An 11,674-nucleotide genomic window follows, 5' to 3' on the forward strand; every position below is an offset into this window, starting at 1 on the left:
GCCGCTTGCCGCTCTCCGCGCCCTGGTCAAACCGCATAATCGATGCGGCGACCTCCGCCGCCCACCTGATTGAGATAGGTTTGTCGTTCGATGAGTGATGCCGGCACCAGCGCGATCGTCTCCGGCCCCATCCCGCAGATTCGCCTGTTTACCGATTGGCTGGATGCCAACCGAAACCTGCAATTCGGCGACTATGAGGAGTTATGGGCGTGGTCGGTCGCGGAACTCGAAGCCTTCTGGCAGAGTGTCTGGGACTATTTCGAACTCCAATCGCCGACGCCGTTTGATTCGGTGCTCGGCCAAAAGACCATGCCGGGCGCGCGCTGGTTCGCGGGCGCAGAGGTTAATTATGCGCAGCAGGTCTTTCGCCACGTCGATCTTGCGGAGGCGGCTGGCCAGCCCGCGATCGTCGCGGAAAATGAACGCGGCGAAACGGCCGAGCTCAGCTGGCCCGAATTGCGTCGGCAATCGGCGTCGCTGGCGCTCGAACTGCGCCGACACGGGATCGGACGGGGCGACCGGGTCGCAGCCTATCTTCCCAACATTCCCGCCGCCGTCGTCGGCTTGCTGGCGTGTGCGAGCCTCGGCGCGATCTGGACGCTGTGTTCGCCCGATATGGGCACCAATGCCGTGCTCGACCGGCTGCGCCAGACCGAGCCCAAGGCGCTGATTGCGGTCGACGGCGTATTTTATGCCGGAAAGGCCATGGACCGCAGCGTGGCGGTGGCCGAAATTCGGCGTCAGTTGCCGAGTATCGAGGCGTTCTTCATCCTTGTCAGTGGCTTCGGCGATACCGACGTGCCCGGTGCCGTCGCTTTTGGCGAGGCAATCGGACGCGACGACGCCGCGGTCGATGCGTTCGAACCTGAATGGCTGGCGTTCGACCATCCGCTCTGGATTCTCTATTCGAGCGGCACCACCGGCCTTCCCAAGCCGATCGTGCACGGCCATGGCGGGATCATCCTCGCCACGTGTGCCGGCCAGCACCATTTTGATCTGGGGGCCAGCTACAGCCCGAACAATTTCGGCGACCGCTTCCACTGGTACAGCGCCACCGGCTGGGTGATGTGGAATGTTCAGGTCGGGGGGCTGCTGAGCGGTACCACAATCTGCCTGTTCGACGGGTCGCCGAGTGGACCGAAAACCGATCCCGACTGGTCCCGGCTATGGGCGTTCGCGGCACGTAACCGCGTGACCTGGTTCGGGGCGGGAGCGGCTTTTTTCACCAGCTGCGAGAAGGCTGGCGTGGACCTCGCCCAAATCGGCAATCTCGAGAAAATTCGCGCGCTCGGCAGCACCGGCTCGCCGCTTCCTCCAGACGTGCAACGCTGGGGCACCGCGCAATTTGCCGCTCTGGGCCGGCCGGATATCTGGTGGTGCAATGTCAGCGGCGGCACCGAAATCGCCGCCGCCTTCATGGCAGGCAATCCTGAGCTGGCCGACACGCCGGGACGGTTGCAATGTCGCCACCTTGGGGCGGCGATCGAGGCCTGGGACGAGCAGGGTCGACCTGTGATCGGCGAAGTCGGCGAACTGGTTTGCACCCGTCCGTTTCCGAGCATGCCCCTATATTTCTGGGGCGATGACGACGGCAGTCGCTATCAGGAGTCCTATTTCGCCGATTGGCCCGGCATCTGGCGGCACGGCGATTGGCTGACGATCGGCGTCGACGGCAGCTGTACGATTTCGGGTCGCAGCGACGCGACGATCAACCGGCACGGGTTGCGCATGGGGACGGCCGAAATCTATTCGGCGGTCGAGCGCCTGCCGGGGGTCGCGGATAGCATGATGATCGATGTCGAAGGCGAAACCGGCGACAGCGTATTGCTGCTGTTCGTGGTCGCCGCCGAGGGGCACCGCGTCGACGCGTCGATGGAAGCGGCAGTCGCATCGGCCATACGGGGCAGCTTGTCGCCTCGGTTCGTGCCCGATCGCCTCATCGCGGCACCGGGCATTCCGTACACGCTGTCGGGCAAGAAGCAGGAATTGCCGATCAAGCGGCTGTATGCCGGCTGGCCTGCGGCCAAGGTTATCAATGCCGATGCGATTGCTACGCCCGAAGTGCTTCCTTGGTATATCGAGCAGGCCCGACTCTGGCGATGCGAGGCTGCCGCAGAGACGACGCGAGCGTGACGCGGCGATCACTGGATCGAGAAGAACGAGTGTTTGGCTGGGAAGGGCAGGGCATATGGCGATGAATAGATCTTTGAATCGACGGGCTGTTGCGGATCGGCGAGCACCGAGCAGTCGTGGCCTCGTGCTCGGCATGTTGTGTTTCGTCTACGTGCTGAACTTCCTCGATCGGCAACTCGTCTCGATCCTTGCCAAGCCAATCCAGGACAGCCTGCAGATCACCGACAGCGAGCTTGGCCGGATTACCGGATTCTATTTCGCTTTATTCTATTGCTTCATCGCCATCCCCGTCGGCTGGTTGGCCGACCGCACAAACCGCGTGAAAGTCCTCTCGATCGCATGCGGCGTATGGAGCGCGGCGACGGCAGCATGTGGCATGGCGGGAAATTACGGTCAGCTGGTTATCGCGCGCATGGCCGTAGGAGTGGGCGAAGCGGGCGGCGTGCCCCCATCCTACGCGATCATCTCCGACAGCTTTCCGCGCGAGCAACGCGGCACCGCCATGGGCATCTTCAATCTTGGCCCACCAATTGGCTCGGCACTGGGAGTCGCGTTTGGGGCGTCGCTGGCGGCAGCCTTTGACTGGCGCGTTCCATTCTATGTCGTCGGCGTCATCGGCATCGTCACTGCGGTGATCGTGTATCTGTTCATTCCCGAACCCGAGCGTGGGCAGTTCGACCCGGCGCCGCTTCCTTCGGACTCCGCCAAGCCTGTCGGTAGTTTCGGACAGGCCATCCGAAGTTTTTTCAGTAACAAGATCCTGGTCGTCGCCGCGCTCGCCAGCGGGGCCGCCAATTTCATCACCTATGGCCTCAGCAATTTCGCGACGCTTTTCCTGATGCGCGAGAAGGGCATGGCGCTGGAGCAGGTCGCGATCTGGTATGCGCTGGCCGTCGGCCTCGGCATGGGCGCGGGTATATTCGTTTCCGGACGGCTCATCGATCGCTTTGGCGCCACGAACAAGACCGCCTACGCCAGCATTCCGGCGGTCTCGCTGGTGCTCGCCTTGCCCTTCTTTCTCGGCTTCGCTTCGGCGGACCGATGGGAGTTGGCGCTCGCCTTGCTGTGCGTGCCGCTGTTCCTCAACTCCTTTTTCCTCCCGGCAACGGTCACTTTCGTCCAGGGTGAGGTCGCACCGGGAGCGCGGGTCATTTCGGGCGCTTTGCTGCTCCTCGTGATGAACCTGATAGGCCTTGGCCTGGGGCCGACATTCGTCGGCATGGCGAGCGACTTCTTTCGTCCTGAATATGGCGAGCATGCCTTGCGGATGGCTTACTATGCGCTCGCTCCGATGTATCTCGTCGCGGCGCTTCTCTTCCTGTGGCTTGCCCTGCTGATCAAGCGATCGCCGGGCGGTGTAGCCGATACGCACGGCTGAAGCTGGTCAGCAGGGATGGATGACAAGTTTTGCGGAGACGATCATGAAGCAGCGAGATGCCTTTGCCGCGATAGCGGCCGTGATGATGGGAGTGATGGCGCCAACCGAAGCTGCGGCTTATGTCCATGCGGCTGCGCCGGATGGGCCCACTGCGCGGTGCAGCGCGCTCGGTGCGTTGCACCTTTCCGACACCCGCGTCGTCAGCGCCACGCTCGTTCCGGCCAAGGCTGCCGAGACGAACGTCGGGCGCGCGACGCCGGGCTATCGCAGCTTCTGCCGTGTCGTCGCACGCGTCCAGTCGGCGTCCGATTCCGATATCGGCGTCGAAATATGGTTGCCTGCAGATGGCTGGGTCGGCGTCTTTCACGGCAATGGTAGCGGCGGGTTCGGGGGCGCCTTCACCACCGGCTATTCGGGAATGGTCGACGGACTGCGGCGCGGGTTTGCGACCGCGACTACGGATACCGGGACAGCCCCGGCGTCGCCGCTCGAGGGCGATGCGCTGATCGGTCAGCCGCGCAAATGGCGCGACTGGGGGCGGCTGTCGACGCATGTCATGACAACGACCGGAAAGGCGATCACTAAGGCCTTCTATGGCCGCGATGCCAAACGCTCCTACTATACCGGCTGTTCGACCGGCGGTCAGCAAGGCCTGATAGAATCGCTTTATTACCCCGCCGATTATGACGGTATCCTCGTGGGGGCGCCGGTCATAAACCGGACCTGGGGCCATGCCGCGGTGCTTTGGGACTATGCCGCGGCGCATCGCACCCCCGGCAGCCGTCTCTCCGACGCCAAGCTGAAATTGCTCAACAGGGCGGCGATCGCAACCTGCTGGCGACAGGGTCACGGACTGGCGGGCGACCGGTTCATTTCGGATCCCATGAGCTGCAAATTCGATCCGGGGGTCGTGCAATGCACCGGCGCGGGGTCGGACAGCTGTCTGACCGAAGGCGAGGTCGCGACGGCGCGCGCGTTTTATTCAGGGCCAACGAACCGCGATGGCAAGGCGAGCTATTTCGGCTGGCTGCCCGGCAGCGAAATGCCCGACACGTTTGGCTGGTCCTTCCTGCAAACCCCGATCGACGATCAGCCACCCTTTGGGGGACTCTTCAAATGGGTGTTCGGCGCCGGTTGGGACTGGAAGGCCTTCGATTTCAATCGCGACATGCCGGCGGTCCAGGCCCGCCTCGATCCGATCGTGAACGACGCCACGCGCGGCAGTCTCGGTGCATTTGCCGCGCGCGGCGGCAAGCTGATCATCTATCATGGGCTGGCCGACACGCTGGTGGCGCCGGCTCAGTCGGTGGCCTTTTATGAGCGGCACGCAGCGCAGCTTGGCGGTATCGACAAGCTTGCGGACAATGCGCGCCTGTTCCTGGCGCCCGGCATGATGCACTGTGGCGGCGGCACCGGCCCCGATGCCTTCAACGGCACGCTCGGTATCCCTCCGCAGCCGCCGGCCTATGACGCGCAACACGATCTGTTCTCGGCGCTGATCGACTGGACTGACAAGGGCGATGCGCCCGATCAAGTCATCGCAACGAAATTCGCGAGCGAGGATGCGGGCAAGATCGACATGCAGCGTCCGCTGTGCGCCTATCCTCAAAAGGCTGTATATCGGGGTTGGGGCTCGACCCTGTCCGCTAGCAGCTTTCGTTGCGTCGTACCTGACGGCAACTGAGCCGGAGCCTCGCACGCCGTAGAAGGATGCAGCCGCGGCGCGTCAGCGATGGGCGGTGCATATGCTGGATCGCAGGCAGTTCGCCGGCCTTGCGGCCGCGAGCGCAGGAGCCGTGCTCGCCGAGCCGTGTGCGTCCGTAGGTGCGATCGGGTTCCCAGCACCCGCGTCGCGGCACGTGCCGGGCGAACGGCGCGTCGCAGTCTATCTGCCGCCAGGCTATGTTCGATGCACGGCTCGTGCACGAATATCGGCTGGTCGTCGCGGCACACCACTGTCTTCGATCGGCATATCCGCGGGCATATCCTCACAGGCCGGACAGGTGATAAGCTGCCGCAATGGTAGCTTCAGACCAGCATTGTGCGACATTTGAGATAGAGGCCCTGGCGGCTGGCGACGGGACCGTCGCTTGCCGAGCTCGCCCTGAAAACTGCGCACGGCAAATTGCCGCCGCGAATGCAATCGGAGGCAATTGAATGGCCTCGCTCGCAGATGCATTCAACATTGCAGATATGGCTGCGCTCGCCCGGCGCGCCTTGCCGCTGCCGATCCGTGATTATCTGGAGGGCGGCGCCGAGGACGAGTGGACCCTGGCGCGCAACCGCTCGGTGTTCGACGAATGGGCGCTCGCGCAGCATACGCTTGTTGATGTGAGTCACGTCGATGCTGGCACCGAGCTTCTCGGATATCGGAGCGCGATGCCGCTGATGCTGTCGCCGACCGGCATGTCGCAGCTGTTCCATGCCTCGGGCGAAGCGGCGGTCGCGCGCGCGGCGGCCGCAGCGGGCGTGCCCTATGGCCTCTCGACGATGGCGACGACTTCGATCGAGGCGATCGCGGCAACGGCTGTGAGCCGTTATTTCCAGCTGTATCTCTTTCGCGACCGCGGATTGACGAAAGCCCTGCTCGAGCGCGCCGCGGCGAACGGCTATGGGGCGCTCTGCCTGACCGTCGACACCGCAATTGCGGGCAATCGCGAGCGTGATCGGCGCAGCGGCATGATCATGCCGCCGCGCTTCACTCTCGGCAGTCTGATGAGCTTCGCGATGCATCCGCGATGGTCGCTCGGCGCGCTGAAGAACCGCTCCTTTCAACTCGCCAATGTCGTCGAACATGTTGGCGATATCGGCAGCGCGGGTACGAGTGTCATCGACTATGTGAACGGGCAGTTCGATCGGTCGGCGACGTGGAACGACCTCACGTGGTTGCGCGCGCAATGGTCCGGGAGGCTGGTGATCAAGGGCGCGATGATGCCCGAGGATTGTGCGAGCGCCGTCGCATGCGGCGTCGATGCGATCATGGTGTCCAATCATGGTGGTCGCCAGCTCGATACTGCGGCAACGCCGATCGACTATCTCCCCGCGATCCGCGACCGGATCCAGAATGATGCGCAACTGATTGCCGACGGAGGCATACGCCGTGGCACCGACGTGCTGAAGGCAATCGCGCTCGGCGCCGACGGCTGCTCCATCGGCCGGCCCTATCTCTATGGGCTCGCGGCGGCCGGCGAGGCGGGCGTGGCGCGAGTGCTGGCGATTCTCCGCGGCGAGATCGAGCGCGACATGGGTCTGATGGGCCGGACGCGCATCGCCGACATTACCGCAGACGATGTCGAGCATATTTCGCAGTTTCGCTGGAAACCGGGCAGCGTCCGGGATTCGGCGACACCGATGCGAATTGCGCCATTGCGCGCCGGACAAGCATCGATATCAAGCGATGCGTACGCTTTGGGCTTCCGCTAATGCAATGCGGACAGTGAGCAATGGGCCGATGGGAGTCGGCGTGTCCGGCACATTTCTTCATCCGCTAGGCATATCGGCGGTTCTAGCCGCAGAACCGAACCAGATGATACGCTGGTGTCATGAACAACCTATGCAATAGCACATCAGTCCAAATCGAAGGCGGCGCGATCCGCGGCAGCATTTGTGGCTCGGTCGTACGCTTTCTTGGTATTCCCTACGCGGCTCCGCCGCAGCGTTTTGAATTGCCGCGGCTTCCGGTCAGCTGGGACGGCGTTCGGAACATGGACGATCCGGGACCTCCGGCACCGCACCGGATCAGGCCTTTTCCCGCGATCGATCCTTCCCCCCTGGTCGGGCACGGCAGCGATGGCAGCGATGGTGATTATCTGCGCCTCAACATCTGGGCGCCGCGCGAAGCCGTGGCGGCGCCGGTTATGGTGTTCATCCATGGCGGCGGTTTTGTCGCCGGCAGCAAGGATGCGACGGTGCATGATGGCAGCGCTTTTGCTGCGTCAGGCGTCATCTGCGTCGCGATCAATTACCGCATGGGGATCGACGGTTTTCTGCCGGTTCCGGGGGCGCCGACCAACCTGGGGCTGCGCGATATATTGTTCGCGCTGGCGTGGGTGCAGCGCAATATTGCGGTGTTTGGCGGCGATCCGGCAAATGTCACGGTGTTTGGTGAGAGCGCCGGGGCGATGGCGATCGCTGACCTCGTCACCTCGCCGCTGGCCGAGGGAATGTTCGCGCGGGCGATCATCCAGAGCGGGCATGGCGCAATGGTGCGCGAGATCGACGTGGCGCAGCGGCTGGTGCGGAAGTTGGCGAAAGTGCTGCGTATCGTGCCCGATGCAAACGGGTTTCTACCGGTGTCCAACACAGATGCGATGGATGCGCTCGACAAGGTGGCGAAGCCTTGGGCGATCGACTTGCGAGACAAGGACGGGCGCGAACCGGTTTATGGGATCAGCCGGTTCATCCCGGTTTACGGCGACGATGTGCTGCCGAGAAGCCGATCGACGCGCTGCATAAAGGCGCCGGGCGCGACGTGGAAGTTGTCATCGGCACTAATGCCGATGAGATGAACCTGTATTTTGTGCCCACCGGGGTGCGCAAAAAGATCGGCGGGTTGCTTGCGCGCTGGCTGCTCGGGCGGTCGCATCCGCAGGCGAAGGCGGCGCTGATGGCTTATGGTTACAAGCAGAAGGGGATGCGGCCGGGCGAGGCGATGACGCGCGCGATGACCGATCTCGTGTTCCGCTGGCCCGCGCGGCAATATGCCGCGGCGCATCAGGGCAAGACGTGGCTGTACGAGTTCGACTGGCGATCGCCCGCGTGCGACGGCGAACTGGGCGCGTGCCATGGGATCGAAATGCCGTTTGTGTTCAAGACGCTGCCGACCGTCACCGGGCCGCGGGGGCTGGCGGGGATGGACCCGCCGCAGGCGCTGGCCGAGCATGTCCACGATCTGTGGGCGGGCTTCGCACGCAGCGGATCGATGCCGTGGCCCGAGTTCGACGCCGATCGAATGGTGTATCAGATGACGCGCGGCGAAGCGGTCCATGAACCGGTGATGCCCGCCGCCGCCTTCGTGCCGGAATAGGTCGATGTATCTTGCGAAGCTGCGGCTTGACGGACGCACGGCCTTTGTGACGGGCGGCGCGCAGGGGATTGGGTTGGCGGCGGCAGAAGCGCTGGCCGAGGCTGGCGCGCGGGTGACGATCGCAGACCGCGATGCCGCCGCGCTCGATCGCGCGGTCACCGACCTTGGTGCCAAAGGCTATGCCGTTTTTGCCGAGGCGCTCGACGTGACCGATAGCGCCGCAGTCGATGCCGCCGCAGCGGCAATGCTCGCGCGCGAGGGACGGATCGACATCCTGATCAATAATGCCGGGATCGCGCGCAGCGAGACCGCCGCCGAGGATGTCGCCGACGAACGCTGGCTGAACGTGCTCGATGTGAACCTCAATGGCAGCTTCTGGTGCGCGCGCGCTTTTGGGCGGCACATGCTCGCGGCGGGGCGCGGGAGCATCGTCAATATCGGGTCGATGTCGGGCTTCATCGTCAACCGGCCGCAGCCGCAAAGCTATTATAACGCGTCGAAAGCGGCGGTGCATCAGCTGACCAAGAGTCTGGCCGCCGAATGGGCGGCGCGCGGCGTGCGGGTGAATGCGGTGGCACCGACTTATATTGCGACGCCGCTGAACGCTTTTGCCGACAAGGAGGGTGAGATGTATCGCCGCTGGATCGACGGGACGCCGATGGCGCGGCTGGGCGAGCCCGAGGAGGTCGCGGCGGTAATCCTGTTCCTGGCGTCGGATATGGCAAGCTTGATGACCGGGAGCGTGGTGCTGGCTGACGGCGGGTATAGCTGTTGGTAGCGGACGCCACAAAGCATCGTCATTTCGCGCCAAGCGAAGCAATCCAGGGCGGTGTACGCCACTCTGGATTGCTTCGCTTGGCTCGCATGACGGGATGGGACACCCGCGCTCTGCAAACCCGGTCTGCGGATCGGCACAATCGACGACCTTTCATATAGGTTCAAAAGCTGTCAGATAGGTTTCTGCAGGGCGGCCTGGACCGCCTCTTTTGGGGATGTCTGATGACCAAACTGAATTTTGCCGTTTCCACCGCCGTGCTGGCAACGATGCTCGCCGCCGCGCCGGCCTTTGCGCAGGATGCTGCCGGGGCGGCGGCCGCCGAAGGCGAGGACGACGGCGTGATCGTGGTGACTGCACGCAAGCGCGACGAAACATTGTCCGATGTGCCGATCGCAGTGACCGCGATCGATGGCGACACACTGACCGCGCGCGGGATCAATTCGGTGCGCGAGGCGGCGGTCCTGTCGCCGGGGCTCAACATCAACAGCGACGGCAGCGGCCGTGCGTTTGTTGCGATCCGCGGCGTCGGGGTGACGCTGGTGCAGTCGGTGCAGCCGGGGGTCGGCCTGTTCATCGACGGCATCTACCAGCCGAACACCGCCTACCTCAACAACCCTTTGCTCGATGTCGAGCGCATCGAAGTGCTGCGCGGGCCGCAGGGTACGCTCTATGGCAAGAATACGCTGGGCGGCGCGATCAACGTCATTACCCGCGCCCCGAGCGACGTGTTCGAGGCGCGCGCCAATGGCAGCTACGCCGGCCCCGACAACAGCTGGCTGGTGTCGGGCGCGGTGAGCGGGCCGATCGCGGGCGATGTGCTCGGGTTCCGGATTGCCGCCTCGCACCGTCAGCAGGACGGTTTCCTGACCAACACGCTGCTCAACAAGGACGCCAATCGCTTCAACACCGATTCGATCAACGCGACACTGCGTCTCGCGCCTTCGGACGGCTTTTCGCTGACGATCAAAGGCTATTATGACTGGGTCGACGGGGTGAACACACCCTATTCGCGCGTTAGCGGGCCGACCGATTATCGGCGAGATATCCAGTTCAATGCCCTGAACGAAATTTCGTACAAATATCGCGGCATCAACGCGCGCGCCGAAGCCGATCTGGGCGGCGGGTCAAAGCTGAGCGTCATCGGCGCCTATGACATGCGCAACAGCTTCGCGCCCGACAACGACGGCGATTTCGGCCCAACCAATACGGTGCGCACTGTCGGCCGCGACAGCCTGCGCACGATGACGCTGGAAACGCGGCTCGACAGCGAATGGACCGATCAGATTTCGACGCTCGTCGGGGTCTTTTATAGCAATGAGGCGACGCGTGCGAATGTCACCGACACGATCTCGCTCGTCCATCCGGTCTTTGGCCCGATCAGCATCGTGCGCAACACGGTGGCGAAGAATGTCGCCGACACCTATGCGGCTTTCGGCACCATGTTCTGGAAACCCAACTCCGATTGGGAAGTCGCGCTGGGGCTGCGTTACGATCGTGAGAACCGGGTTTCGCGCAGCGCGATTTCGGGCGCCATCCTGCCGATTGCGAAGCTCAAATCAAGCGAGTGGCAGCCCAAGCTCACCGTATCGCGCAAATGGACCCCCGACCTGATGACCTATGTGTCGGTCGCGCGCGGCTATCGCGGTGGCGGGTTTAACGCGCCGACGGCACCGACGCGCACTTATAACGGAGACTCGGCATGGACTTATGAAGCGGGGGCGAAATATGCGACGCCCCGGCTGATGCTGTCGGGCGCGGTTTTCTACAATGATTACAAGAATTATATCGGGCTCAACTCGATTGCACCGGCGGCGGGCGGCGGGCTTGTCACCGTCGATCTCAACAGCGGCGACGTCGAAAGCTATGGTGTCGAACTCGAAGCGATGGTGCGGCCGGTGTCCGCCTGGACGATCCGCGGCGGCTTTACCTATATGCACGCGCGCATCACCGACGACAGCGCCTATGTCAGCACGACCGGGCGCCAGCTGTCGTCCGACCGGCTGACCTTTCAGCCCGACTGGCTCGCCAACATCTCGACCGACTACCGGATCGAGATGGGCGGCGACGATGAAGTCGTGCTGAGCGCCGGGCTGTTCGGCAAGGGCAAGCGGCTGGCGGCGACGCTGAATGAGACGACGCCGACGTTCCTCGACAGCTATTGGCTGACCAACGCGTCGATCGCGTATCGCACCGGTCCGGTCGAGATTGCGCTGTTCGCCAACAATCTGTTCAATACCGAATATTTCGAAAGCTATATCGAAAAGACGACGCTGGCGCTCGCCGGGCTGCCCGCCTCCGACCTTGGCATCACGGGCGACCGCCGCCGTTACGGCGTGCGTGCCAGCCTGAAGTTCTGACG

The 11,674-nt window shown here is 63.7% G+C and carries 6 protein-coding genes and 1 pseudogene; all 7 read left to right on the forward strand.

All coding sequences use genetic code 11. The annotated features are described in order from the left end of the window. The first annotated feature begins 90 nt into the window (after positions 1 to 90). The 7 genes and pseudogenes from IPF76_RS06590 (at position 91) to IPF76_RS06620 (ending at position 11,672) form a co-directional block, all read left to right on the forward strand. A complete protein-coding gene (locus tag IPF76_RS06590; protein WP_293841215.1) occupies positions 91 to 2,133 on the forward strand; it encodes an acetoacetate--CoA ligase in 2,043 nt (680 codons plus the stop codon). 133 nt (positions 2,134 to 2,266) lie between these two features. Continuing rightward, on the forward strand, positions 2,267 to 3,511 hold the full coding sequence (locus IPF76_RS06595) for an MFS transporter (protein ID WP_293841978.1): 1,245 nt from the start codon (positions 2,267 to 2,269) through the stop codon (positions 3,509 to 3,511). Positions 3,512 to 3,554: 43 nt separating this feature from the next. Then, positions 3,555 to 5,195, forward strand: coding sequence for a tannase/feruloyl esterase family alpha/beta hydrolase (locus tag IPF76_RS06600; RefSeq protein WP_293841218.1), 1,641 nt, complete (start codon positions 3,555 to 3,557; stop codon positions 5,193 to 5,195). A 473-nt stretch (positions 5,196 to 5,668) separates the two neighbouring features. Next, a complete protein-coding gene (locus IPF76_RS06605; protein ID WP_293841221.1) occupies positions 5,669 to 6,934 on the forward strand; it encodes an alpha-hydroxy acid oxidase in 1,266 nt (421 codons plus the stop codon). Positions 6,935 to 7,053: 119 nt separating this feature from the next. Continuing rightward, positions 7,054 to 8,537 (forward strand): annotated as a pseudogene (locus tag IPF76_RS06610) (carboxylesterase family protein). 4 nt (positions 8,538 to 8,541) lie between these two features. Next, positions 8,542 to 9,315: a glucose 1-dehydrogenase gene (locus tag IPF76_RS06615; RefSeq protein ID WP_293841224.1), complete on the forward strand. Its 774-nt coding sequence runs from the start codon at positions 8,542 to 8,544 to the stop codon at positions 9,313 to 9,315. A 221-nt stretch (positions 9,316 to 9,536) separates the two neighbouring features. Further along, positions 9,537 to 11,672, forward strand: a complete 2,136-nt coding sequence (locus IPF76_RS06620; RefSeq protein ID WP_293841227.1) for a TonB-dependent receptor — start codon at positions 9,537 to 9,539, stop codon at positions 11,670 to 11,672. Positions 11,673 to 11,674 lie beyond the last annotated feature (2 nt).

Origin of the sequence: Sphingopyxis sp., from assembly GCF_016704835.1 — a bacterium.
Taxonomy (GTDB): domain Bacteria; phylum Pseudomonadota; class Alphaproteobacteria; order Sphingomonadales; family Sphingomonadaceae; genus Sphingopyxis.

Bases quoted from the DNA above. Each gene is read 5' to 3' on its own strand.
- IPF76_RS06590 (WP_293841215.1), top strand. From the start codon at position 91: ATGAGTGATGCCGGCACCAGCGCGATCGTCTCCGGCCCCATCCCGCAG.
- IPF76_RS06595 (WP_293841978.1), top strand. From the start codon at position 2,267: ATGTTGTGTTTCGTCTACGTGCTGAACTTCCTCGATCGGCAACTCGTC.
- IPF76_RS06600 (WP_293841218.1), top strand. From the start codon at position 3,555: ATGAAGCAGCGAGATGCCTTTGCCGCGATAGCGGCCGTGATGATGGGA.
- IPF76_RS06605 (WP_293841221.1), top strand. From the start codon at position 5,669: ATGGCCTCGCTCGCAGATGCATTCAACATTGCAGATATGGCTGCGCTC.
- IPF76_RS06615 (WP_293841224.1), top strand. From the start codon at position 8,542: ATGTATCTTGCGAAGCTGCGGCTTGACGGACGCACGGCCTTTGTGACG.
- IPF76_RS06620 (WP_293841227.1), top strand. From the start codon at position 9,537: ATGACCAAACTGAATTTTGCCGTTTCCACCGCCGTGCTGGCAACGATG.